Consider the following 23,634-nt stretch of genomic DNA (forward strand, 5'->3'; position numbering starts at 1 on the left):
AGTATATGCTCCCCCAAGTGCATAAGCAGGGAGACCTCGGATGATCGATAGTGGCTTTGAAACGAAATCGCTGCGGATGGAATTGCTGCTGCTGGTGACCTTTCAGGCACCGGCAGCTGATGTCGATCGCATCATGGAAGCGGTGGTCGCGATCGCGCCGCTCAGAATGGGCAAATATGACAGCAATGCCTTTCAGTCGGCGGAGGGCATCGAACGCTACCGGCCGCTTGAAGGTGCCGCCGCCGGCGCCGAGACGGAATTGCGCAGGCGGCCTGGGACTGTCGAGGTGTCGTTCGAACTGCCAGATGATCAGAAGCTCGCCGCTCGCGTCGTCGAAGCGATTTACCAGGTTCACAGCTATCAGGAGCCGGTGATCCGCATTCAGCCGCTGCTTGCCAGCCGCTCCAAGGGTCTGGACGACCGCGCCAACCCGAACCGCTGGTGGAACACGACGGGCGATTGGAAGAAGGTGTTGCCAGTCACGGAAGACGCATGAACCTGGACAAGGGTTGACTTTCCGGGCGCGTTCTTTATGTGTCGCGGCAAGTTTCCCGCGTCCGGGTGTTTCCCGTGCTCCAGCGGCCAAAACTCCACGAACATTAACGGACGAACATCATGGCCAAAGCCGCAAACATCAAGATCAAGCTTCTGTCGACCGCCGACACCGGTTTCTTCTACGTGACCAGCAAGAACAGCCGCACCAAGACGGACAAGCTGTCGTTCCGCAAATACGACCCGGTCGCCAAGAAGCACGTCGAATTCAAAGAAACCAAGATCAAGTAATCGGGTTTCTCTCGCAGTACTGAAACGCCGCCTTCCGGGCGGCGTTTTTCGTTTCGGGAATTCAGGACTAGAGCATTTTGCAGCCAAATGGAATCATTTGGCGTCCGCATAAATGCGGCAAACCAGATAATTAGAGCGAGTTACCGGTTCCACGAGAACCGGAACCGCTCTAGTCGATGCGATCGCCGCTTGCCGGATCGAACAGATGCAGCGACGCCGGATCAGCCGACAGGCGCACGCCTTCACCCGGTTTCACGCTGGCCCGGCCCATGGCAAACACGCAGACCTGCTGGCCGGCAAGCCTGGTATAGAACTGGGTCGACAAGCCGAGCGGCTCCACCACGCCCACCTCGCCTTTCAGCGCGCCATTGTCGGCGAGCCGGATATGCTCGGGCCGCAAGCCTACGGTGATCGCATCGCCATCCCTGAGCGGCAGGCCGTCGGGCAGCCTCAGCTTCTGGCCGTCGGCCAGGATGGCATCCGGCCCGGCGCCCTTTTCAACCACGGCAGGCAGAAAATTCATGCCGGGCGAGCCGATGAACCCGGCGACGAACATGTTGACCGGCCGGTCGTACAGATCGAGCGGCGCGCCGACCTGCTGGACTAGGCCGTCATGCATGACGACGATACGGTCGGCCATTGTCATCGCTTCGGTCTGGTCATGGGTGACATAGACCGAAGTGGTCTTCAATTGCTGGTGCAGCGCCTTTATCTCGGCACGCATGTGGACGCGCAGCTTGGCGTCGAGGTTCGAAAGCGGCTCGTCGAAGAGAAAAACCTTCGGGTCGCGCACGATGGCCCGCCCCATGGCGACGCGCTGGCGCTGGCCGCCGGACAGTTGCCGCGGCAGGCGTTGCAGAAGGGCATCGAGCCCGAGCCGCTTGGCGGCGGCGTCCACCCTTGCTTCGATAGCTGGCTTGCCGGCCTTCCTCAACATCAGGCTGAAGCCCATGTTCTTCGACACGTCCATATGCGGATAGAGCGCGTATGACTGAAACACCATGGCGATGTCGCGGTCCTTTGGCGCGATGTCGTTAACCAGGCGCTCGCCAATATGGATCTCGCCGTCGGAGACCTCCTCCAGCCCGGCGATTATGCGCAGCAGGGTCGATTTCCCGCAGCCGGACGGGCCGACCAGGACCACGAACTCGCCGTCGGCGATTTCGAGATCGACCGCGTGCAGGACGCGCACGGCTCCATAGTCTTTGCGGACTTTGTCGAGTGTGACGGAGGCCATCGATTTATCCCTTGACGGCGCCGGCGGTAAGGCCGGTGACGAGGTAACGCTGCAGGAAGGCAAAGAAGACGCAGACGGGGATCAGCGCCAGGATGGAAGCCGCCATCATTTGTCCCCAGTCGACCGCGAATTTGCCGATATAGGTGAGCAAGCCGACCGCGAAAGTCTTCTGGTCGTCGCTGGAAATCAGCATCAGCGCAAACAGCAACTCGCTCCACGCGGCGGTAAAGACGAAACCAAGCGTCGCCCCCATGCCGGGCAGCGTCAGCGGCACGATCACCTTGCGCATGGCCTGCAGGCGCGTGCAGCCGTCGATCATCGCTGCCTCTTCCAGGTCTCGCGGGATGCCGTCGAAGAACGACTGCATCAGGAAGGTTGCAAAGGCTGTATTGAAGGCGGTGTAGATGATGACGAGGCCGGTCAGGCTGTTGATGAGACCGATCTGCCCCATGATGCGGTAGATCGGCGGAATGACCATGACCAGCGGAAAAGTCTGGGTGAGCAAAAGCAGGATAGCCAGGGTCGCCTTGCCGCGGAACGAAAAACGCGACATGGCGTAGCCGGCAAGCGTGGCAATGACCGTTACGAAGGCAGCCGTCGACACCGAAACGATAACGCTGTTTAGGAAATAGCGCGGAAAATCGGTGGCTTCGAGCACGGTGACGAAGTTCTGCAGCGTCGTTTGCGACGGCCAGAAAGTGATGCCTTCGGAATAGAGCAGCCGCTCCGGCGTGACCGAGATCTTCAACGTCCAGAAGATCGGGAACAGCGCGAAGGCCATGTAGGCTCCGATCGCGCCGTAAAGGCCGATGCCGCCGAGAACGCGCGAGGAGACGGAGCGTCCGGCAATCATCAGACGTGCCTTACCAGCGAACGGCGGATGCCGATCAGCGCAACCGCATAGACGATGAGCAGCACAAGCAGCAGCACCGCCACAGCGGAGGCATAGCCCTTGTCCAGCGACTTGAACGCGCTGACGTAGATATAGACCGGCACCGTGGCCGTCGAACCGGCAGGCCCGCCTTCAGTCATGACGAAGATCAGGTCGGCGAAGGTGGCGATCCATATCGTGCGCAGCATGACGGTAATGACGATGGTTGGCGCCAGGAACGGCAGCGTCACCTTGGTAAAGCGTTGCCACGGCGAGGCGCCGTCGATGGCCGCTGCCTCATGCAGTTCTGACGGGATCGACTTCAACGCCGCCAAAAGCGTGATGGCAAAAAAGGGAATGCCGAACCAGACATTGGCGACGATCGGTCCCCACATGGCTGTCGAGGGATCGGAGAGCACGTTGGTTGGCTCGGTCTTCAGCCCCGAGGCGTAGAGCCAATGCGGCAGCGGCCCGATGATCGGGTTGAACAGCCAGGCCCAGGTCAGGCCCGAGAGGAAGGACGGTACCACCCAGGGCAGGAACACCACCGCCTGCACGATCTTTCTGCCCCGGAACGGCGTGTCTAGCAACAGCGCCAGGCCAAGGCCGAGGAAGAACTGGAAGAACAGGCTGGCTGCCGTCCACCACAGCGTGTTGACGAGCGCCTGCCCGAGCACGGGATCCGACAGCATCGCCTGATACTGCCCAAGTCCGACATATTCGGATTTGAAAGCGGAGAATTTGCGGAACGAGTAACCGATACCGATAACCAGCGGCACCAGCAGCACGACGACCAGCAGCACGATCGCCGGGCTGAGATAAAGCCAGGGCTCGATTGCGGCATGGGATAGCCGCTTTTTTCGCGGCCTGCCGACGGATCGTATTTCGGACACGGCGTAGGTCATGGGTGCTGGATTGTCTCCTGGGGCAAGCATGGGCTGGCGACAGCGCCTTTCCCGTTTACGGGGAGATGCCGGTCCACCCTCCGCAGCTGCAGCGCAGCTGCTGCGGGGGACGGGCAGGCAGATGAGAGGCAACACGAGCCACGACGGGTTAGCGCCGCCCCTCATCCGTCACTTTGTGATGCCTTCTCCGCGTGAACGGGGAGAAGGGAGGAAAGCTATTTCTTGTTCTTGGCCATCCAGTCCTGCTGTTCCTTGGTCAGGAACTTGGCCCATTCGTCGGCCACGTCCTTTGCCGCCTTCTGACCAAGCAGCACTTCCTGAAAATTCTTGATCGCTACCTGGTCGACGAAATTGCCGAGATTTTCCAGATGCGTCGGAGGCGTCACCATCTCGTATTTGTCGCCGTTGTTCAGTTCCTCGAACCAGCCTTTGAACTGCTCGGTCCTGAAGTGAGCGTCCTGGTCGGCGCCATTGTGGATTGGAATGACTCCGACTTCCTTTGCCCATTCCAGATTGTCCTTGGGCGACAAAAGCGTTGCCATCAGCTTCCAGGCATCGTCCTTGTGCTGGGAATTGGCGAACATCGCCCAGCCGGCATAACCGAGCGTCGGATAGGATTTGCCGCTCGGCCCGACTGGCATCGGCGCCACGGCGAAGTCGTCGGCGCTCATCTTGTCGGCGATGCCGAGCAGCGCGTCGGGATCCTGGTTCAGCATGGCGCAGGTGCCGCTATAGAACCCGGTGACGGTCTCGTTGAAACCCCAGCTCACCGCGTCCTTAGGCGCCAGGCCGTTCTTGTACATGTCGGCGAGCATCTGCAGGCCCTTGACTGAGCCTTCCTCGTTGATGGTCGAGGTGCCGTCCTCGTTGAAATAGCCGCCCTTGCCGGCGGCAATGTTCATGAACATGTGCATGCCGTTGAAGGCGCCAGGGCCGCCGCGCAGGCAGTAGCCGTATTTGCCCGGTATTGCCGAGATCTTCTTGGAGTCCTCGACGAATTCATCGAGCGTCGCCGGCGGACCGTCCAGACCGGCCTCCTTGAACAGCTTCTTGTTCCAGAACAGCGCGTTCAAGTAATAGCCGTAAGGGATCATGTACTGCTTGTTGTTGACGGTCGAGCCGAACTGCTTGGCACGCTCGCCCAGCGTTTTGGCATCGTCCCATTTGGCCATATATGGCCCGAGATCCTCGAGCTGGCCGTTGGTCGCATAGAGGCCCATCCAGCGTTCCGGCATCTCAACGATGTCGGGCGTGTCGCCGGCCTGCACCATGGTAAGGAACTTCTCGAACGCCTGGCCCCAGGGCAGCGATACCAGCTCGACCTTGACACCCGGATTGGCCGCCTCGAACTCGGCGATCTGTTTCTTGAGGAATTCGGTACGCGGCGGGCTGGTGATGACCTCGACCATCTTGACCGTGGAATCGGCCAGCACGCTGCCGGCGGAAATCGCCAGACCTGCGACGGCACCAAGAAGGATGCTCAGTTTTTTCATGTTCAGCACTCCCATTTTGAACGGCTCCATTTATCTTTTTGCTTTGTCGAACGCCTGGGCAACGTCAGCCCACAGGCCTTCGACACTTTCCAATCCGACACTGAACCGGATGGTTCGCGGGCTGACGCCGAAGCGCGCCATCGAATTCAGGCCCGGCGTCTGCTCGAGCGAGGCCTTTGCTGGAACGACCAGGCTCTCATGGCCGCCCCAGCTGACGCCGATGCGAAAGAGTTTCAGCGCATCGACGAAAGCCGGGATGTCGACGTCTTCCGTCACCTCGAATGAGAACAGCCCGGCATAGCCGGCAAGCGTCGCCTTGCCCGGATGGTTGGAATAGGCCGGGTGGTTGACCCGCTCGACATGGCCATGCGCTTTCAGCCGTTCGGCGATGGTCAGCCCGCTCTTCATGTGATGCGGCAACCGCAGCGGCAATGTGCGCAGCCCGCGCAGCAACAGCCAGGCCTCGAAAGGCGAAAGTTTGCCGCCGAGGTAGGAATAGGTCTGCTCGTTGATATGTCGGATATGGGCAGCCGAACCGGCCACCACACCGGCGACGGTATCGCTGTGGCCGCCGAGGTATTTCGAGGCCGAATGCAGCACCAGGTCGACCCCGTGCGAAATCGGCTTCTGGAACACCGGCGTCGCCCAGGAATTGTCGATCGTGGTGACGATGCCCTGCTCTTTGGCCAGCCGCGCCAGGTGGGTTATGTCCTGGAGCTCGAACATCATCGACGTCGGGCTTTCCAGGTAGAGCAGCTTGGCGCCGGGGAGTGCCGCGGCGACCGCGTCCGGATCGGAACCGTCGACATAGTCGACCTTGATGTTGAGCCGTGGCAAAAGCCGTTCGAACAGCCGGTAGGCATCGCCGTAGCAATTGCGCACGACAACCATGCGCTCGCCGGCACCGACGAAAGCAAGCACCGTGGCGCTGATCGCCGCCATGCCGCTGGAAAAGCCGCGCGCGGCCTCCGCGCCTTCGAGAGCGGCGACACGCGCCTCGAACTCCATGACCGTCGGGTTGTCGCCGCGCGAATAGATCGGCTGGCGTCGCCTGCCGGCGAATGTATCGGCCATCTCCGAATAATTGGAGAAGGTGAAGAGCGAAGTCTGGTAGATCGGCGGCACCACGGCACCGCCGGGGAAAGGTTCGTCATGGGCGAGAAGCGTCGCCGCCTCGGCGAGATAGTCGTTTTCGAAACCGGCGGGATGATCGCTCATTTCTGGCCTGAAAGTTCGAGTTTGGCCGCGCCGCGCTTCAGATCGTCCTCGACGGTGGCGATCAGCTTGAGCGCCTCGGCCCGGGCCCCCTCCGGATCGTGCGCGGCAATGCGTTCGTAGATGGTGCGGTGGTAAGGAAAGCTGGCGTGGCCGAAATCACGCACGCCGAGCGGATGCTCCCAGAAACGGTGGAACAGTTCGTGCATGGCGGCGATGATCTGCTCGAAGAGCGGATTGCCGGAACTGCGGTAGATCGACTGGTGGAATTCCCAGTCCTCCTCCGCCGACATCCCTGCGCGGGTGTGGAAGGCCTGCTCCATAATGTCGAGCTTGCGCGCGATCTCGGCGATCTCGGCCTGGTCCGCGCGAACGGCGCACAGGGCGGCGGCTTCCGCTTCCAGTGCCCGGCGGATTTCCAGCGTCTGCATCAGGCTGGTGAAATCATTGCCGCCGGCCAGCGTCAGCGGCATGTGCAGCATGTCCAGCGAGACCACTCCCTTGAGATAGGTGCCGCTGCCTTGCCGCCGTTCGACCAGGCCGAGCCCTTCCCAGCGCGTCAGCGCCTCGCGCACGGTGTTGCGGCTCACCTTGAGGCGCTCGGCCAGGATGCGTTCGGTCGGCAGTCTCTGGCCGGGCCCGAGAGCTTCCCGCATTACAAAGCCGGCCAGCGCCTTCAGCACCGCGTCGTCGCGAGCAGTTGCCTGTATGGGGGAAAGGCCGAATTCGGTCATGCCAACGGGTCACCAAATGGCTCAATGGTCCAACCAATTTCTGCATAGAAGACAGGCCCTGTCAACCGACTGCGGGCGCATACGCTCTGCCCAGCCGGCTATTTCAAAGGGCGCTGTCGCTGTCGCAACAAAACAAAAGCGTTTTCCGGGTCTTGGCGCAGAATCCTGATGTGTTTTGAAAATTGGGGGCCAGCCGGCGTTTGGCAGCGGTACGAGGAGGCCACTATGTGCCAGCGCCGGCCAGCCGACCCCACGGACCCAGGAGATGCGGCGGACCTGAGCATCATGGGGTATTCTTTCGGTCGAACCGGCGATCTAGACCTCGTGCCGGTTACGTCTAAGGGCTGCACATTTGCGCAACAACTTATGAAAATCAACAGTTTCTTAACCAAGCCTCGCAACTCGCTTGGATTAAGGTAAATTCGTAACCTTGTCGGGTTGACTGGCTAATTCGTCCATGGTGCTACGCCGCCTTGGCGACGACGCGATTGCGGCCGCCGCTCTTGGCCTCATAGAGCGCAAGGTCGGCGCGTTTCATCAGCGCCGCGACCGTGTCCATGCCTTTCAGCACCGACGACACGCCGACGCTGACGGTGACTTCGATCGCTTTGCCCTCGCTGCCAACGGCAAACGGCAGTTGGGCGATTTCGGCGCGAATGCGTTCGGCTACCTTTTCGGCTACCGCGCCGTCCGTGTCCGGCATCACCACCACGAACTCCTCGCCACCGAAGCGGCAGGCTAGATCGATGCCGCGCACGTTCTTGCGCAGCCGCCGCGCGAATTCGCGCAGCACGTCGTCGCCGCCGTCATGGCCATGCGCGTCGTTGATGCTCTTGAAGCGGTCCAGATCGGTGATCATCACCGACAGCGGCCGGCGCCGTGCCACGGCGCGGTCGAACAGCGTCTGCAGATGGCTGTCGAGATAGCGGCGGTTGTGCAGACCGGTCAGGGCATCGGTCACCGCCATCTCGATGGTCTGGGTGACACTGGCGCGAAGCTGGTCGTTGTAGCGCTTGCGGCGCACCTGCGTACGCAGCCGCGCCGTCAGCTCCTGCTGGTCGATCGGCCGCATCAGATAATCGTTGATGCCGAGTTCGAGGCCGCGGATGATACGCCCCTCCTCGCCCTCGTCCGCCAGAAGGATGATCGGCAGGAAACGGGTGCGATCAAGCGAGCGCAATTGCGAGCAGAGCCTAAGCGGGTCGAAATCGGCGAAGGCCGTCGAGATCATCACGCATTCGTAGGGCAGCTCGGCGGCCTGGAAGAAGCCGGCATGCGGATCGTTGGCGACGTCGAGAGCGGCACTGCCGCGCAGCATCTTCTGGATGCGCTCGAACGAGGATTTGCGCTCGTCGACCAGCAGCACCTTCGGCACCGCGTCATCGGTAGCGAAGTTGCGGCTCAAAAGCTCCTCGATGCCGATATTGCGTGTCGTCGAGGCGCGCAGCCGCAGCTCATCGGTCAGCGACTTCAGCCTGACCAGGCTCTTCACGCGCGTCATCAGCTGCAGATCGTTGACAGGCTTGGTCAAAAAATCGTCGGCGCCGGCCTCGAGGCCGCGCACCCGGTCCGAAACCTGGTCGAGCGCGGTGATCATCACGACCGGGATGTGCGATGTCGCCGGGTCGCCCTTCAGCCGCCGGCAGACCTCGAACCCGTCCATGTCGGGCATCATCACGTCGAGCAGCACGACATCGACCTTGCCGTTCTCGCAGATCTCGATCGCGTCCGGCCCGTTGGTGGCGGTCAGAACCTCGAAATATTCGGCGAGCAGCCGAACCTCCAGCAGCCTGACATTGGCTGGGATGTCGTCGACGACGAGGATCCGCGCGGTCATTTCACAAAGCTCCGGCTCGGCTGGAAAAATACATCAGGCATCGCCCAGGTAGGATTTGATGGTTTCGATGAAACGCGGCACCGAGATCGGCTTGGAGATATATGCCTCGCAGCCACCCTGGCGAATGCGCTCCTCGTCCCCCTTCATGGCGAAGGCGGTGACCGCAATGACCGGGATGACGTGGAGATCATCGTCCTCCTTCAGCCATTTGGTGACCTCGAGGCCCGATACTTCCGGCAGCTGGATGTCCATCAGTATGAGGTCCGGCCTGTGCTGCCGCGCCAGATCCAGCGCTTCGAGGCCGTTACGTGTGCGCACCGTCTCGTAGCCGCTCGCTTCGATGAGGTCGCGAAAGAGCTTCATGTTGAGCTCGTTGTCTTCGACGATCATAACCTTCTTTGGCATCGATTTCCCGTCCCGGCTGACCTTCCACTCGAAGGGTGCCGTCATGCGCCCCTTGTCGGCACGCACCAAACCTGTTCCCACTATACGGCAATATGATTGACGAAACGGAAACCGGCCGCCCTAAAAGCTTTCGGATTCCAGGTCGGCGAGCTTGCTGCCGGCGACACTTGCCACTACTGCGAAAACAGAACGATTCCGCCCACGAAGGAAGGTAGCGATGGCAAACGCAGCGTCAATGCGCGAGGAAGCGGAAACCATTGCCGTAAAGGCGCTGGGCTTCGTCGCCGCCGATCCGGAACTTCTGCCCCGCTTCCTGGCGATCACCGGCATCGAAGCTCATTCCATCCGCCAGGCGGCGGGTGAACCGGGATTCCTGGCCGGCGTGCTGCAGTTCATCCTTGCCCACGAGCCGACGCTGATGCGTTTTTCCGAGGAGACCGGAACGCCGCCCGCCGCAGTCGGCAAGGCATTGCGGGCGCTGCCGCTCGGCGACGACAATCACGAGCATTCGATATAAGCGGCGATCCCGAGACTGCGGGCAGATCGAAGAACCTGCCGCAGACGACGGCCACTGCTGGTGCTTTACGGCGTTGCCTCTTCCCCACTGTCGTCAGTCCCGACGGAGTCGGCCGGCTTCAGCATGGCGCCGTTGACCGTCACCGAACCGTCGGCTTTGGTGTTGATCACCCATTCCAGCCGGCCGTCCGGCAGCGTCTTGCCAAACCCTTTGATCGCCAGCGCGCCGCTAAAATACTGCGCGGCCTGCGGGTCTGTCTTCGCCGCCGTCTGCAAGGTCTCCACGATTTTTTCGTATCCGGTGATGTCGAGGGTTACATTTGCCATCGGCGTCGCCCCTGGAAACGTCATCTCGCCCTCCAGCACGATCTCGATGCCGCCGTTCTTCACCGTGCTGTGCCCGATGACGAATTTCGGCGTCTTGGCCATGAAATCGGCCTTGATCTGATCGCCAAAGTCGGCCGGCAGCGGCGGTTTGTTGTTCAGGTCAAAGGCTTCGATGGCCTTCTTAGTCATACTGTCGAGATCGATATTGGCGCCGCCGAAATTCAGGTCGATGTCGGTGGGCAACAGCGCGGCACTCCAGCTCGGCAGCACGTTTCGAGGTATCGTCAGCCCTGCCGCTCTGATTGCATAGTTGATCGTCCCGTTCTGCGCGATGCCGTCGCTCCCGAAACTGGTGCCCAGTTCCGCCGCGCCGAAACGTCCGACGGGGCTGTCCACGGCGAAATCCTTGAACCCGTAGGTTCCGTCGATCCGCTCCCATAGCGGCAATGCGGCGAGCAGCAGCGATTTGAGTTGCGCCTGATTGCCTTTGAGCTTGGCCTCGTCCTCATTGGCCACTGCAAATGCCAGAAGATCGAGAAGCGGCTTTGTTCGTATGCCTTTGCCGGTCGCATTGACCGACAGTCCCGGCGACGTGATTGCGAGCGGGAATTTCAGCCCGCTATTGGGGTCGTCAAAGTCGATCGCTTCGGCAAAAACCGCTATCGTCTGCGTCATGGTGAAGTCGGCGCCGCCATTCACCGCCTTGGCGGCGCTCATGGTGGCCGTACCGGGGCCGGTGCTCACTTTCACGCGTTGCATGGCGTCCCGGGAGTCCATCGTCATGCCGGTCATCGATGTAGTGGCGCTGGCGAAAGCCGCCAACTCGGGATCATAGACGCCGGCGAACTTGCCGCCTGCGATTGATAACTGGGTGCTCTGCGGCCCTTGCGGCCCCTCGACCTCGAAGGAAGCGCTGGTCGACATGTCCGCCGAGACGTCCCATTTCCCATCCCTGCGCGGTTTGGCAAGGAGGGCATAGGGCGCCAAGTTGAATTTCGCGAAATTCTGCTTCGGCAACATCCCGGCAAGCGCCTTGAAGTCGAAGGCGATCTTATAGGCGTCGCCCTCAAGCGAAACCTTTACGACACCCTTGTCGATTGCCTGGCTGCCGACATAGCGGGCCAGATTCTCGGAAAGCTGCTTCGCGCCCTGCTCATCAACGGTTTGGCCGAAGGCGGGTGCGCTGAGCGCGAGCACAAAGACGACTGGCAGGACACGGTTCACGCTCATTCTCCGTTGGGCCATTGGAATTATCTGCACTTTCTCATTTCGTAGGAAATTACCACCCCAACCGCAAGGCGAGGCGGCGCGACCCGAATGGCCTGCGGCATTGCCTAAAGCACCAGCCGCACCAGCGGTCGGCCTGGCTTGCGTTCGACCAACCGCTGGAACCCGGCCTTTTCGAAGACCCGCGACGAGCCGACGAACAGCCCGATCGACCGCGAATCCTTCGACAGGTCGATGGGGCAGTCCTCGATCAGGCGCGCGCCGTTCTGGCGGGCGAACTCGATGCCGCCTTGGACCAGGCGGTGCGACAGGCCCCTGCCGCGTGCCTTGGTGCGGATGAAGAAGCAGGAGATCGCCCAGACGCCCGGATCGGCGGCGTCGGCGGGGTCGATCGGCGCCGACCCCCTGCCCTGGTTGTTCCATTCGGGCACGTCGGCACGCGGGCCGATCTGCATCCAGCCGACCGCCTGGCCACCCTCGAAAGCCAACAGGCCGGGCGGCGGCCCGGCCTCGATTCGCGCCTTGATGTGGTCCTTGTTGCGCTCGCGATTGCTCGCGCGGCGCACCGCAGGCGCTAACCGGAAATGCGTACACCAGCAGCCGTAACAGGCGCCCTGCTTGCCGAAAAGATCCTCGAAATCCGCCCAAAGCTCAGGCACTAGCGGCGCTATGGTCGTATTCATGAGCTCTCTCCCGGCCCACCGCCTTGTCGTGGCGTCCGTCCTGACGTACCATTGCATTTGTTCTCTTTATGTTCGCAGCGATGGCGGCTCCTGTCAACAACCCCGAACACGGTTTTTGCCGCGACTGCCTGAATTTTCAGCGCAGCGAGGCACGCCGTTGCGAGCGCTGCGGCAGTCCAAGGCTCGCGCGCCATCCGGAGCTCTACCGGTTGCGCCTTGCCCATATCGACTGCGACGCGTTCTACGCGGCGGTCGAAAAGCGCGACAACCCGGCGTTGAAGGACCGGCCATTGATCATCGGCGGCGGCAAGCGTGGCGTCGTATCCACCGCCTGCTACATCGCCCGGATCCATGGCGTTCGCTCGGCAATGCCGATGTTCAAGGCGCTCGAAGCCTGTCCCGAAGCGGTGGTCCTCCCGCCGGACATGGAAAAATACGTGCGCGTCGGCCGCGAGGTGCGCGCCATGATGCAGGCGCTGACGCCGCTGGTAGAGCCGCTCTCGATCGACGAGGCCTTTCTCGACCTCGCCGGCACCGAGCGCTTGCATGGCCTGCCGCCTGCGGTGGTGCTGGCGCGCTTCGCACTCGGCGCGGAAAAGGAGATCGGCATCACCGTTTCGGCCGGCCTTTCCTACTGCAAGTTCCTGGCCAAGGTGGCGTCGGACTTCCGCAAGCCGCGCGGCTTTTCGGTGATCGGCGAGGCCGAGGCTATCGGCTTCCTGGCCGAGCAGCCGGTGACGCTGATCTGGGGGGTCGGCAAGGCCTTTGCCGCCACGCTCGAGCGCGACGGCATCCGCACCATCGGCCAGTTGCAGCGCATGGAACGTGGCGATCTGATGCGCCGCTACGGCGTCATGGGCGACCGGCTCTACCGGCTTTCGCGCGGCGAGGACGACCGTCGCGTCGTTCCCGACCAGGACGCGAAAAGCGTCTCGGCGGAAACCACTTTCGATACCGACATCGCCTCCGTCGACGAACTGGTTTCGGTGCTGAGGGCGCTGTCGGAAAAAGTCTCGACCCGGCTGAAAAAGTCCGGCATTGCCGGACGCACCGTCGTCCTCAAGCTGAAGACCCAGGATTTCAAGATCCGTACGCGCAATCGCCAGCTCGGCGATCCGACCCGGCTGGCCGACCGCATCTTTCAGACCGGGCTCGAACTGCTGCGCAAGGAGGCCGACGGCACGAAATACCGGCTGCTCGGCATTGGCGTCAGCGACCTCTCCGACGATGACCGGGCGGACCCGCCCGATCTGGTCGACGTCCAGTCACGCAAGCGCGCCATGGCCGAAGGCGCTATCGATACGCTGCGCGGCAAGTTCGGCCGCAGGGCGGTGGAAACCGGCTATACCTTCGGCAAGGGCCGCGATGCCCATCCGCCCGAACCGGTCGAGGAGTGATAGTCAGGTGCGCCGCAGATCGATCCGGGTGGTCACCACACTCTTACCGGTTTTCGGATCGGTATCGACGACGGTCAGCCGCATGCCATCCTCGCCGTTCTTCTCGACCGTCATTTGCGCCTTGCGATCGCCATTGACCTCCTTGGCCCAACGGATGCCGAGATTTATCGCGTTGCCGGAGCGGCTGCCGCTCAATTGCGCCGGCCCGGTGCGCGATCCGACATAGGTGCCGGTGTATTTCGTCCCGCTCGATTTGAGATCGGCGCTGATGGCGCGCGTCACCACGATAAGACCGCGGCAGCTGCCGTCGAGCGATAGCGAGCTCGACGTTGCGTCGGAATTGAAATGACAGGAGACATTCACCGTCGGCGCATCGGTGGTGACCTTGACGGTGCCTTTGCCGGCGAAATTCCCCTGGAATGAGCGAAGAAAATCCGGATCGTCGGCATGCGCTGCGCCGGCCCCGGCCGTCAGGCACCCGGCAAGTACAAATCGTGCAAGGGATTTCATCGGACCGCTCCTCGTTGGTATCCAAAACACAGCACGCAAACACTGAGGGACCAACGCTTCCCTCAGCAGCGGGTTCCGGCTTCAACATCACTGTTTGCAACGCTTCACGGCTGGCCCAGTCGAATGCGCCGGCTAGCGGTTGCGATGAAAGCGCCGGCTTGCGACATAGCGCCCATGGCACCCGCACCCTCGATCCCCAAGGCCGCGTTCTGGATGGCGCTGTCGATCGCCTCGTTCCTGGCGATGTCGGTGGCCGGCCGCGCCACGACGGCAGAACTCAACGTCTTCCAGGTGCTCGAGCTGCGCTCGGTGATCGGCTTTTTCATCCTGCTGCCGTTGGTCATGATGTCAGGCGGTTTTCCGGCGATGCGCACCGGACGCCCGTTGGCCCATCTCGCCCGCAACGTCGTCCATTATACCGGCCAGGCTGCCTGGCTTTATGCCTTGACGCTGATCCCGCTTGCGGTGCTGATCTCGATCGAATTCACGACGCCGATCTGGACTGCGCTGCTGGCGGTAGCTTTCCTCGGCGAAAGGCTCTCCCGGCCAAGGCTGGCGGCGATCGTGCTGGGGCTGATCGGCGTGGTGATCATCGTGCGTCCGGGCGTCGGCCCGGTCAATCCGGGGCATGTTATCGTGCTGGGAGCAGCGGTCTGCTTCGGCGTCTCGGTGGTTCTCGTCAAGTCGTTGACGCGGACGGACAGCGTCGTGCGCATCATCTTCTGGATGCTGATCATCCAGTCGGTGCTTGGCCTCGTCCCGGCGCTGTACGAATGGCGCAACCCGCCGCTCGAGCTCTGGCCGTGGATCCTGCTGATCGCGTTTACGGGCATGTCGTCGCATTTCTGCATGGCGCGCGCACTTGTCTATGCCGATGCGACGGTCATCTCGCCAATGGACTTTTTGCGCGTACCGCTGTCGGCGATGATCGGATGGCTGCTCTATCACGAGCAGATCGACGCCTTCACCGCCGGCGGCGCCCTGCTGATCCTGCTTGGCAATCTGCTCAATCTGCAGAAGAAAGCCGCCAAACCTGCGGAAGTGGCGGCAGCGTAGCCCTGCGTTTCAATCGCCGTCGTCGGGTATGTTCAGAACGTGCCCACAGGCCTTGCAATGAACGGCGTCGGGCTCGTGCCGCTGCAGCCCGCATTGCGGGCAAGGAAAGAACACCTTGGTGGGACGGAAGAGCGCCTGTGCAAGCCGGACGAACAGCGATATGCCAATGATCATGGTGGCGATCGCGGTGAGCTTGCCGGCCACACCGGGCAGGACGATGTCACCGAAACCGGTCGTGGTGACCGTGGCGACTGTGAAATACAGCGCATCGACATAGCCCTCGAGACCACCCACGGTTCGGAAGAAGAAGGTGTAGACGAAACCCGTGATGACAAAGAGGAACGTCAGGAAATTGATGACCGCACGGCTCGCCTCGCGCCATCGCCTGAAGCCGCGCATCTCGAGAAATCGCCACAGCGCGCCGCTACGCGACAGCGACCACAGCCGCAGGATGCGCAAAAAACCGAGATTGGCCAGCGCCGTAGGCATCAGCAGAGTCAGCAGGATGAAGGCATCAATCCACGACGCCGGCTGTTTCATCAGGCGCAGCATGTCGTTGGAGGCAAGCAGCCGGGCAATCATGTCGGCGGCGACAAGTGCTGCCACGGAGTAGTCCAGCCAGAGGAACGAAGACGACTTCTGGATCACCGGCGTGGCGATGAAAAAGGCAATGATGGCAAGGTCGATGACAACAGCCGCAAGCTGAAACCGGAACGCCGCCGCTGTGCGCCCGTGATACAGCTTGCGCAACATGTCGCGCAGCCGGGCCAAGGCTGAAATATCTTGGGCTCCGTTCTTGTCAGCTACCTTCATGACGATCGCGATAGCCTTCGCTGCGACAGACGTCCAGTGGACAGGGCAGGCGGAAGCTTGCGCCATCCGACCGATCCCGGCGGTTGCGGCAAATGGCTTCAGCCGCGATCAAACCGGCCTTGCCTCTACAACGCTGATGCGTGGCCCTGCCTGGATGATCTCGGTCACCTCGAAGCCACCCTTTGCCAGCAGCGACTTGAATTCATCGGCCGTCCGCTCCTGGCCATCGGGCGCGACCAGCATGTTGAGGTCGGAGAATTTGGCATTCGCCCCCTGATTGGGCGGCTCAAGCACGGCCTCAAAAACCAGCAACTTGCCGCCCGCACGGATCGCCTAGCGACAGTTTTGCAGGATCGCGACGTTGGTCTCGTCGTCCCAGTCATGCAAAATCCATTTGAGCAGCAGCGCGTCGGCCGCCACGGGCAGCTCGGCAAAGAAATCGCCTCCGACGATCTCACAGCGATCGGCGACACCTTTCGCCGCCAGCACCGAGGCGGCCGGCGCTACCACATGCGGCTGGTCGAAAAGGATGCCGCGGCTGCCCGGGGTCGCGGCCAGGACTTCGGCAAGCAGTGCGCCCTGGCCACCGCCGACGTCCATGATGACCGGAAACGACGAAAAATCATACGCCGCCAGGATGGCTGCCGCCACGCCGCGCGAATTCGCTGCCATGGCGCGATCGAAGATAGCGGACTCCTCTGGATGCTCTGCCCGGTATTCCCAGACGCCCTTGCCATGCGCGTGGCGAAATGCGTTCTTGCCGGTTTGGATGCTGTAGAGCAGTTCGCTCCACGCTTGCCGGTAATAGGGCCTTCCGACGAAGGCGGCCCAGGGTGCAGCGGAAAACTCAGCATCGGAGCGCAAGGCGGCGCCAAGCGGCGTTAGCGAGAACTGCCCGTCCTCTGCCTCGTGAAATATGCCGACCGCCGCAAGCGCCCGCAGCAACCGATAGAGCGCGCGCGGATGTGTGTCGGTCAGGCTTGCAAGATCTGCTGCCGAGCGCTTGCCGTCCTTGATGTGGTCGGCGATGCCGAGCGTCGCGGCGACCGAGATCGCCTGCGAGACGCGGTACCCGTTGACCATCCGTGTTAGTTCGAAAGCGGCTGCGCGTTCATCCATGGCGCCCCCCAATCGCCAAAACCCGAAGGTTCCGGTATTTTAAACCAGCTCCACTTCAACCACGCCCGGCACCGCGCGCATGGCTGACGCGATCTGAGGCGAGATACGATAACGACTGGGCAATTCGATCTCGACCTCCCCCTGGCCGTCATCCTTTATCAGCACAAAGCTTACCTGTCCCTCGCCCTTGACGGCAAGCTGGCCGGCAAGCGTGCCGATCGGTGCTGCGTCGCGCACGAAGATGCGCAACGCCTTCTGGACGCGGCTTGCCTCGTCCTCCAGCGACTGCACGGTCTGGATGCGCAGATTGACGCCTTCCGGCCTGTCCTCGGCCGAAACGGTGATGACCACCGAGCGGCCGGGCTCGAGCAGGTCGCGATATTGCGCCAGTCCCTCGGAAAACAGCACCGCTTCATACTGGCCGGACGTGTCGGAAAACTGCACGACGCCCATCTTGTTGCCGGTGCGCGTCTTGCGTTCCTGCTTGGTGGTCACCGTCCCGGCGAGCCGGCCGGCGGCCGCACCGCGTTTGACGGCGGCCGAGAATTCGGCCCAGGTCTGCACCCGCATTTTCTGCAGCGCCGCCTTGTATTCGTCGAGCGGATGCGCCGAGAGATAGAACCCGACCACCTGGAATTCACGGTGCAGGCGGTCGGCGGCGAGCCAGGGGTCGGTCGCCGGCAAGTTGAGTGCCTGCGACTGTGCGCCCAGCGAGGCGCCAAAGATGTCGTGCTGGCCTGTGACGGCATTCTGCTGCGCCAAGGACGCCAGCCCCATCATCCGCTCGACCCCGGCCATCATCGCCGCCCGGTCGAGACCGAAGCAGTCGAGCGCGCCGGCCATGATCAGGCTCTCGAAGACGCGTTTGCCGACGATCTTCGGATCGACCCTTTCGCAGAAATCGGCGAGGCTCTTGAACGGTTTTTCGCCGCGCGTGGCGACGATGTGCTCGACTGCGGCGTCGCCGACGCCCTTGAGCGCGGCCAGCGAATAGAAGATGCGGTTCTCGCCGACCTCGAAATCCCGGAACGACGTCATCACCGACGGCGCCACCACTTCGATGCCGAGGCGCAGCGCATCCTGGCGGAAATCGGCGAGCTTGTCCGTATTGCCCATGTCGAGCGTCATCGATGCCGCCAGGAATTCGACGGGGTAATGCGCCTTCAGATAGGCGGTCTGGTAAGAGACGACGGCATAGGCGGCGGCATGCGATTTGTTGAAACCGTAGTCGGCAAACTTTGCCAGCAGGTCGAAGATGAAGTCGGCTTGCGGCTTGCCGACGCCGCGCTCGACCGCGCCCGAAACAAAGCGCTCGCGCTGCTTGTCCATCTCGGCGCGGATCTTCTTGCCCATGGCGCGGCGCAGCAGATCGGCTTCGCCCAGCGAATAGCCGGAGAGCTCCTGCGCAATCTGCATCACTTGTTCCTGGTAGACGATGACGCCTTGCGTCTCCTTGACGAGATGGTCGATCTTCGGGTGGATCGACGCCATCTCCTCCTCGCCGTGCTTTCTGGCGTTGTAGGTCGGGATGTTCTCCATCGGTCCCGGCCGGTAGAGCGCAACGAGCGCGATAATGTCCTCGATACAGTCGGGCCGCATGCCGATCAGCGCCTTGCGCATGCCGGCACTTTCCACCTGGAACACGCCGACCACTTCGCCGCGCGACAGCATGGCGTAGGTTTCCGGGTCGTCGAGCGGAATGTGGGCGAGATCGATCTCGATGCCGCGGCGGCGGATCAGCTTGACCGCCCTGTCCAGCACCGTCAGCGTCTTCAGGCCAAGAAAGTCGAATTTCACCAGCCCGGCCTGCTCGACATACTTCATGTTGAACTGGGTGACCGGCATGTCCGAGCGCGGATCGCGGTACATCGGCACCAGTTCCGACAGCGGCCGGTCGCCGATGACGATGCCGGCGGCATGAGTCGAGGCGTGTCGGTACAGACCTTCCAGCTTCTGCGCCGTGTCGAGCAGCGTCTGTACGATCGGCTCGCGCTCGGCCTCCTCGGCAAAGCGCGGCTCGTTGGCGATGGCGTCGGCGAGCTTGACCGGATTGGCCGGGTTCGACGGCACCATCTTGCTCAGCTTGTCCACCTGCCCGTAAGGCATCTGCAGCACGCGACCGACGTCGCGCAGCACGGCGCGCGCCTGCAGGGTACCGAAGGTGATGATCTGGCCGACCTGGTCGCGGCCGTATCTCTGCTGGACGTAGCGGATGACCTCCTCGCGCCGGTCCTGGCAGAAGTCGATGTCGAAGTCGGGCATCGACACGCGATCGGGATTGAGGAAGCGCTCGAACAGCAGCGAAAAACGCAGCGGATCGATGTCGGTGATGGTCGTCGAATACGCGACCAGCGAGCCGGCGCCTGATCCGCGGCCCGGGCCGACCGGAATGCCTTGCGCCTTGGCCCATTTGATGAAGTCGGCAACGATCAGGAAATAGCCGGGATATTTCATCTTCTCGATGACCCCGAGCTCGAAATCCAGCCTCTCGCGATATTGCTCGACTGTATAGCCGGGCGTCGGCCCGTGCGCCGCCAGCCGCGCCTCCAGCCCTTCATGCGCCTGCCTGGCAAGCTCCTGCGCCTCCGCCTTGACCGCCGCATCGGCGTCGGCGACATCGCGGCCGGCAAAGCGCGGCAGGATCGGGTTTCGTGTCTTCGGATAGTAGGAGCAGCGCAGTGCGATCTCGACGGTGTTGTCGATCGCTTCCGGCAGGTCGGCGAACAGCCTCGCCATGTCGGCCTGGCTTCTCAGGAAATTGTCGGGCGACAGGCGGCGGCGATTATCGGCCGCAACCACGGAACCTTCGGCGATGGCGATCAGCGCGTCATGCGCCTCATAGTCTTCACGAGAGAAGAAAAACGCTTCGTTGGTGGCAACCAGCGGCAGATCGTGGCGGTAGGCGAGATCGACCGACGACTGCTCGATCGCGCGGTCGTAGCCGGAGACCCGTTCCAGTTCGACATAGAGTCGGTCGCCGAACAGGCCTTTGAGCGCCAGCAGCCGGGTCTCGGCGAGTTCACGGCGGTCCTCTTTCAAGGCATTGCCGATCGGACCGCGCGGCCCGCCGGTAAGGCAGATCAGACCGTCGGAATGGCCCTGCAGCATCTCGCTCGTCAGATGCACCGCCTCGCCGGGCGGTGTCTCGAGGTAGACGCGGCTGACCAGCCTGACCAGATTGCCGTAGCCGGCCTCGGTGGCGGCGATCAGGACCACCGGCCGCATCTCCGGCCCCTGCCGCCTGCGGTCGCGCTGGCTGTCGTTCGCCTCACCGGAAAAGGCGAGGTCGATCTGGCAGCCGATGATCGGCTGGATGCCGTCCTTCACTGCCTTTTGCGCGAATTCCAGGGCACCGAACAGATTGTTGGTGTCCGTGACGGCGATTGCCGGGCATTCGTCCTGCACCGCATGGCCGACGATCTTCCCGAGCTGCAAGGCACCTTCGAGCAGCGAATAGGCCGAATGCACGCGCAGATGAATGAACCGACGCGCCGCCGCCTCTGCCCGCGATGCCTTTGCATAGGCCTCGCGCAGCAAGGGATCGCGTGGAAGTCTCTCATCAGCCATGGTTTTTTCGCGCCGCCTCACAGGGACTCAGTCGATCAAGATGTATTGTCCGGCACCGGGTAACACGAGTCCAGCAGAAGCGATTGGAGCTTTGAACGTTAGAGCAACCGCCGAAGCTGCCGATCTCCCCCTCGTGGGGGAGATGTCCGGCAGGACAGAGAGGGCGCCGTCCCGCCAACCTCAGGCCGGAAACACAAAACCCGCCACAGCGGGCGGGTCGTTGGAGCCATTTAGCACCATATCCAAATTAGTAGCATAGCTGCCGGCACAAAGCAAGAACAAAATACGTTGTGAGGGCAAAAAAAGCGAATTCCGCACGCCCCTCGCCTTGTCCCTCCTCAAGCGAGCGTGCTCAACCAATTGCAGATCGCGTTCCTTCGCTCCCCTTTGTCCCACCAACCTCAAGCAGATTACAGCCTCACGCGAATTCCATGATCACCGCATCGACGGCAAGGCTGTCGCCGGGCTTGGCGTTGAGCTTCGAGACGATGAGGTCGCGCTCGGCGCGCAGCACGTTCTCCATCTTCATCGCTTCGACCACGGCAAGCGTCTCGCCGGCCTTGACCTCCTGCCCCTCGGCAACGGCGATCGACACGACGAGGCCAGGCATCGGGCAAAGCAGCATCTTCGAGGTATCCGGCGCCACTTTTTCCGGCATCAGCCTTTCGAGTTCGGCGGTGCGCGGCAGCATGGCGCGGGCTGTCACCGAGATGCCTTTCCAGGCGATGCGGAACCCGTTCAGCACCGGCCTGACCTGCGCCGCGACCTTGCGGCCGCCGACCGTGCCGCGCCAGATGAGATCGCCCGGCCGCCAGTCGGATGCCACGGTCAGTGCCTTGCCGCCGTCGATTGTGAGGTCGAGCTCCATCGGAATGGAAATCATCCCTTCGACGATGGCGACCGAAAGATAGTCCGGGCCGATCTTCACCACCCAATCGCGTTTCAAGGCGCCGGAATGCGGTGCCAGCCGCCCGCCCAGCCGGTCGAGCCGGTCGCGGCGCAGCAGTTCCACCGCGGTGGCAATCGCGGCCAGCACCGCTTTCTCCTCGGCGTCTGGCACAATCGGCGCGAAGCCGTCGGGATACTCCTCGGCGATGAACCCGGTCGATATCTGACCTTCCCGCCAGCGCGGATGCTGCATCAGCGCCGCCAGGAACGGTATGTTGTGCTCGATGCCGTCGACGACGAAACTGTCCAGCGCCTCCGACATCGCGTCTATCGCCGCCAGCCGTGTCGGCGCCCAGGTGCACAGCTTGGCGACCATCGGGTCATAGAACATCGAGATTTCCGAGCCTTCGGTGACGCCGGTATCGTTGCGGATAACGATGTCGCCGAATTTTCCTTCCTCGGGCGGCCGATACTTCGTCAGCCTGCCGATCGACGGCAGAAAGTTGCGATAAGGATCTTCGGCATAGAGGCGGCTTTCCACCGCCCAGCCGTTCAGCTTGACGTCGCTCTGCTTGATGGCGAGCTTTTCGCCGGCCGCCACGCGGATCATCTGCTCGACCAGGTCGATGCCGGTGATGAGCTCCGTGACCGGATGCTCGACCTGCAGCCGCGTGTTCATTTCCAGGAAATAGAAGTTCTTGTCGCTGTCGACGATGAACTCGACCGTGCCGGCGCTCTGATAGTCGACGGCCTTGGCCAGCGCCACCGACTGCTCGCCCATGGCTTTGCGGGTCTTGGCGTCGAGGAACGGCGACGGCGCCTCCTCCACGATCTTCTGGTTGCGGCGCTGGATCGAGCATTCGCGCTCGCCGAGATAGAGCGTGCTGCCATGCGCGTCGGCGAGCACCTGGATTTCGATATGGCGCGGGTCGACGATGAACTTTTCGATGAAGACGCGGTCATCGCCGAACGAGCTTTTGGCCTCCGACCGCGCCCGGTCGAAGCCGTCGCGCACCTCTGCCTTGCTCCAGGCAATGCGCATGCCCTTTCCGCCGCCGCCGGCCGAGGCCTTGATCATCACGGGATAGCCGATTTCGCCGGCTATTCTTTCGGCATGGGCGGCGTTTTCGACGACGCCGAGCCAGCCGGGCACCGTCGACACCTTGGCCGCATTGGCGAACTTCTTCGATTCGATCTTGTCGCCCATCGCCTTGATGGCCTTGGGCTTCGGGCCAATGAAGACGATGCCTTCCTGCTCCAACGCTTCGCAGAAGGATGCCCGCTCGGACAGGAAACCGTAGCCGGGATGCACGGCCTCTGCTCCTGTGGCCTTGCAGGCGGCGATGATCTTTTCCGGGACCAGATAACTTTGCGCGGCCGGCGAAGGCCCGATATGCACCGCCTCGTCGGCCATTTCGACATGCACGGCGTCGCGGTCGGCATCGGAATAGACCGCGACGGTGACGATGCCCATTTTGCGCGCCGTCTTGATCACGCGGCAGGCGATCTCGCCACGGTTGGCGACCAGGATCTTTGTGAACATGCAGGCCTCGTCCCTCGGCTGCCCTTTTTTACGGGCTTCCCGTTTTATGGGCTTCAGAAGGGCGGTCAAGGCAAAGTCGGAGCCTATCCCGGATGTAGATCGGCGAGCGCTGACGAAAATCCGGGGTCGGAACGTCGCTTCGTGCATAGCGCGGAGCTGAATGGTAAGTTAAATCTAGCTTGGATTGCAGACTGTCTTGGGAGGATTGCCTGATGAAAACGCGCGCCGCTGTTGCTGTCGCCGCCGGAAAGCCGCTGGAGATCATGGAGGTCGACCTCGAGGGTCCTCGCGATGGCGAGGTGCTGGTCGAGATCAGGGCAACCGGCATCTGCCACACCGACGAGTTCACGCTGTCGGGCGCCGACCCCGAAGGCCTGTTTCCGGCGATCCTCGGCCATGAGGGCGCCGGCATCGTCGTCGATATCGGCAAGGGCGTCACCTCGGTCAGGAAGGGCGACCATGTCATCCCGCTCTATACGCCGGAATGCCGGCAGTGCCCGTCCTGCCT

At 62.4% G+C, this 23,634-nt stretch carries 20 protein-coding genes and 1 pseudogene; 6 read left to right on the top strand and 15 right to left on the bottom strand.

The window, feature by feature from the left end:
- Window positions 1–40: 40 nt before the first annotated feature.
- Together NKH80_RS16820 and rpmG are read left to right on the top strand one after the other, a co-directional pair.
- Window positions 41–496, top strand: a complete 456-nt coding sequence (locus NKH80_RS16820) for a YqfO family protein (protein WP_352706598.1) — start codon at window positions 41–43, stop codon at window positions 494–496.
- Window positions 497–615: 119 nt separating this feature from the next.
- Entirely contained in the window at window positions 616–783 is a 168-nt protein-coding gene (gene rpmG, locus NKH80_RS16825) for a 50S ribosomal protein L33 (RefSeq protein WP_006201775.1), read from the top strand.
- Between the two features lie 169 nt (window positions 784–952).
- Here rpmG and NKH80_RS16830 read toward each other — a convergent pair whose 3' ends face one another.
- The 8 genes from NKH80_RS16830 to NKH80_RS16865 form a co-directional block, all read right to left on the bottom strand.
- Window positions 953–2,020, bottom strand: coding sequence for an ABC transporter ATP-binding protein (locus NKH80_RS16830; protein ID WP_352992588.1), 1,068 nt, complete (start codon window positions 2,018–2,020; stop codon window positions 953–955).
- Window positions 2,021–2,024: 4 nt separating this feature from the next.
- Window positions 2,025–2,873 (bottom strand): carbohydrate ABC transporter permease, encoded by an 849-nt coding sequence (locus NKH80_RS16835; RefSeq protein ID WP_352706594.1) that lies wholly within the window; start codon window positions 2,871–2,873, stop codon window positions 2,025–2,027.
- The gene (locus NKH80_RS16840) at window positions 2,873–3,796 is read right to left on the bottom strand and encodes a carbohydrate ABC transporter permease (RefSeq protein ID WP_352992590.1); all 924 of its coding nucleotides are present in this window, start codon (window positions 3,794–3,796) and stop codon (window positions 2,873–2,875) included. The genes NKH80_RS16835 and NKH80_RS16840 overlap by 1 nt, the downstream gene beginning before the upstream one ends.
- 215 nt (window positions 3,797–4,011) lie before the next feature.
- Window positions 4,012–5,289 (bottom strand): ABC transporter substrate-binding protein, encoded by a 1,278-nt coding sequence (locus NKH80_RS16845; protein ID WP_352823969.1) that lies wholly within the window; start codon window positions 5,287–5,289, stop codon window positions 4,012–4,014.
- Between the two features lie 30 nt (window positions 5,290–5,319).
- Window positions 5,320–6,507: a PLP-dependent transferase gene (locus NKH80_RS16850; RefSeq protein WP_254820139.1), complete on the bottom strand. Its 1,188-nt coding sequence runs from the start codon at window positions 6,505–6,507 to the stop codon at window positions 5,320–5,322.
- Window positions 6,504–7,238: a FadR/GntR family transcriptional regulator gene (locus tag NKH80_RS16855; protein ID WP_352508833.1), complete on the bottom strand. Its 735-nt coding sequence runs from the start codon at window positions 7,236–7,238 to the stop codon at window positions 6,504–6,506. The genes NKH80_RS16850 and NKH80_RS16855 overlap by 4 nt, the downstream gene beginning before the upstream one ends.
- A 463-nt stretch (window positions 7,239–7,701) precedes the next feature.
- On the bottom strand, window positions 7,702–9,075 hold the full coding sequence (locus tag NKH80_RS16860) for a PleD family two-component system response regulator (RefSeq protein ID WP_352508834.1): 1,374 nt from the start codon (window positions 9,073–9,075) through the stop codon (window positions 7,702–7,704).
- A 33-nt stretch (window positions 9,076–9,108) separates the two neighbouring features.
- A complete protein-coding gene (locus NKH80_RS16865; protein ID WP_006334976.1) occupies window positions 9,109–9,480 on the bottom strand; it encodes a response regulator in 372 nt (123 codons plus the stop codon).
- A 217-nt stretch (window positions 9,481–9,697) separates the two neighbouring features.
- Here NKH80_RS16865 and NKH80_RS16870 point away from each other — a divergent pair, with 217 nt between their 5' ends.
- On the top strand, window positions 9,698–9,997 hold the full coding sequence (locus NKH80_RS16870) for a DUF3572 domain-containing protein (protein WP_352448688.1): 300 nt from the start codon (window positions 9,698–9,700) through the stop codon (window positions 9,995–9,997).
- Between the two features lie 65 nt (window positions 9,998–10,062).
- Here NKH80_RS16870 and NKH80_RS16875 read toward each other — a convergent pair whose 3' ends face one another.
- A complete protein-coding gene (locus tag NKH80_RS16875) occupies window positions 10,063–11,553 on the bottom strand; it encodes a hypothetical protein (RefSeq protein WP_352992593.1) in 1,491 nt (496 codons plus the stop codon).
- Window positions 11,554–11,657: 104 nt separating this feature from the next.
- Window positions 11,658–12,233 (bottom strand): GNAT family N-acetyltransferase, encoded by a 576-nt coding sequence (locus NKH80_RS16880; protein ID WP_352992595.1) that lies wholly within the window; start codon window positions 12,231–12,233, stop codon window positions 11,658–11,660.
- A gap of 68 nt (window positions 12,234–12,301) precedes the next feature.
- Between NKH80_RS16880 and NKH80_RS16885 the strand changes: the two genes are divergently transcribed.
- On the top strand, window positions 12,302–13,630 hold the full coding sequence (locus NKH80_RS16885) for a DNA polymerase IV (protein WP_352992597.1): 1,329 nt from the start codon (window positions 12,302–12,304) through the stop codon (window positions 13,628–13,630).
- A 3-nt stretch (window positions 13,631–13,633) separates the two neighbouring features.
- Here NKH80_RS16885 and NKH80_RS16890 read toward each other — a convergent pair whose 3' ends face one another.
- The gene (locus tag NKH80_RS16890) at window positions 13,634–14,140 is read right to left on the bottom strand and encodes a hypothetical protein (protein WP_352992599.1); all 507 of its coding nucleotides are present in this window, start codon (window positions 14,138–14,140) and stop codon (window positions 13,634–13,636) included.
- A 174-nt stretch (window positions 14,141–14,314) separates the two neighbouring features.
- Between NKH80_RS16890 and NKH80_RS16895 the strand changes: the two genes are divergently transcribed.
- Window positions 14,315–15,196, top strand: a complete 882-nt coding sequence (locus NKH80_RS16895; RefSeq protein WP_352992601.1) for a DMT family transporter — start codon at window positions 14,315–14,317, stop codon at window positions 15,194–15,196.
- 9 nt (window positions 15,197–15,205) lie between these two features.
- On the opposite strand, the gene NKH80_RS16900 is transcribed toward NKH80_RS16895, so the two are convergent.
- The 4 genes and pseudogenes from NKH80_RS16900 to NKH80_RS16915 form a co-directional block, all read right to left on the bottom strand.
- Window positions 15,206–16,009 (bottom strand): ion channel, encoded by an 804-nt coding sequence (locus NKH80_RS16900; RefSeq protein WP_352508845.1) that lies wholly within the window; start codon window positions 16,007–16,009, stop codon window positions 15,206–15,208.
- 108 nt (window positions 16,010–16,117) lie between these two features.
- Window positions 16,118–17,128: pseudogene (locus NKH80_RS16905) on the bottom strand (methyltransferase).
- A 39-nt stretch (window positions 17,129–17,167) separates the two neighbouring features.
- Window positions 17,168–20,695: a DNA polymerase III subunit alpha gene (gene dnaE, locus NKH80_RS16910; RefSeq protein WP_352479041.1), complete on the bottom strand. Its 3,528-nt coding sequence runs from the start codon at window positions 20,693–20,695 to the stop codon at window positions 17,168–17,170.
- 418 nt (window positions 20,696–21,113) lie between these two features.
- Window positions 21,114–23,126, bottom strand: coding sequence for an acetyl-CoA carboxylase biotin carboxylase subunit (locus NKH80_RS16915; RefSeq protein ID WP_352992603.1), 2,013 nt, complete (start codon window positions 23,124–23,126; stop codon window positions 21,114–21,116).
- A gap of 212 nt (window positions 23,127–23,338) precedes the next feature.
- Here NKH80_RS16915 and NKH80_RS16920 point away from each other — a divergent pair.
- A partial coding sequence (locus NKH80_RS16920) for an alcohol dehydrogenase catalytic domain-containing protein (RefSeq protein ID WP_352992605.1) occupies window positions 23,339–23,634 on the top strand: 296 nt, incomplete at its 3' end.

Source organism: Mesorhizobium sp. M0904 (assembly GCF_040319475.1).
GTDB lineage: Bacteria > Pseudomonadota > Alphaproteobacteria > Rhizobiales > Rhizobiaceae > Mesorhizobium.

What these genes read in the sequence shown, in the direction of transcription:
- NKH80_RS16820 (WP_352706598.1), top strand. Translation starts at nt 41, where the DNA reads ATGATCGATAGTGGCTTTGAAACGAAATCGCTGCGGATGGAATTGCTG.
- rpmG (WP_006201775.1), top strand. Translation starts at nt 616, where the DNA reads ATGGCCAAAGCCGCAAACATCAAGATCAAGCTTCTGTCGACCGCCGAC.
- NKH80_RS16830 (WP_352992588.1), bottom strand. Translation starts at nt 2,020, where the DNA reads ATGGCCTCCGTCACACTCGACAAAGTCCGCAAAGACTATGGAGCCGTG.
- NKH80_RS16835 (WP_352706594.1), bottom strand. Translation starts at nt 2,873, where the DNA reads ATGATTGCCGGACGCTCCGTCTCCTCGCGCGTTCTCGGCGGCATCGGC.
- NKH80_RS16840 (WP_352992590.1), bottom strand. Translation starts at nt 3,796, where the DNA reads ATGACCTACGCCGTGTCCGAAATACGATCCGTCGGCAGGCCGCGAAAA.
- NKH80_RS16845 (WP_352823969.1), bottom strand. Translation starts at nt 5,289, where the DNA reads ATGAAAAAACTGAGCATCCTTCTTGGTGCCGTCGCAGGTCTGGCGATT.
- NKH80_RS16850 (WP_254820139.1), bottom strand. Translation starts at nt 6,507, where the DNA reads ATGAGCGATCATCCCGCCGGTTTCGAAAACGACTATCTCGCCGAGGCG.
- NKH80_RS16855 (WP_352508833.1), bottom strand. Translation starts at nt 7,238, where the DNA reads ATGACCGAATTCGGCCTTTCCCCCATACAGGCAACTGCTCGCGACGAC.
- NKH80_RS16860 (WP_352508834.1), bottom strand. Translation starts at nt 9,075, where the DNA reads ATGACCGCGCGGATCCTCGTCGTCGACGACATCCCAGCCAATGTCAGG.
- NKH80_RS16865 (WP_006334976.1), bottom strand. Translation starts at nt 9,480, where the DNA reads ATGCCAAAGAAGGTTATGATCGTCGAAGACAACGAGCTCAACATGAAG.
- NKH80_RS16870 (WP_352448688.1), top strand. Translation starts at nt 9,698, where the DNA reads ATGGCAAACGCAGCGTCAATGCGCGAGGAAGCGGAAACCATTGCCGTA.
- NKH80_RS16875 (WP_352992593.1), bottom strand. Translation starts at nt 11,553, where the DNA reads ATGAGCGTGAACCGTGTCCTGCCAGTCGTCTTTGTGCTCGCGCTCAGC.
- NKH80_RS16880 (WP_352992595.1), bottom strand. Translation starts at nt 12,233, where the DNA reads ATGAATACGACCATAGCGCCGCTAGTGCCTGAGCTTTGGGCGGATTTC.
- NKH80_RS16885 (WP_352992597.1), top strand. Translation starts at nt 12,302, where the DNA reads ATGTTCGCAGCGATGGCGGCTCCTGTCAACAACCCCGAACACGGTTTT.
- NKH80_RS16890 (WP_352992599.1), bottom strand. Translation starts at nt 14,140, where the DNA reads ATGAAATCCCTTGCACGATTTGTACTTGCCGGGTGCCTGACGGCCGGG.
- NKH80_RS16895 (WP_352992601.1), top strand. Translation starts at nt 14,315, where the DNA reads ATGGCACCCGCACCCTCGATCCCCAAGGCCGCGTTCTGGATGGCGCTG.
- NKH80_RS16900 (WP_352508845.1), bottom strand. Translation starts at nt 16,009, where the DNA reads ATGAAGGTAGCTGACAAGAACGGAGCCCAAGATATTTCAGCCTTGGCC.
- dnaE (WP_352479041.1), bottom strand. Translation starts at nt 20,695, where the DNA reads ATGGCTGATGAGAGACTTCCACGCGATCCCTTGCTGCGCGAGGCCTAT.
- NKH80_RS16915 (WP_352992603.1), bottom strand. Translation starts at nt 23,126, where the DNA reads ATGTTCACAAAGATCCTGGTCGCCAACCGTGGCGAGATCGCCTGCCGC.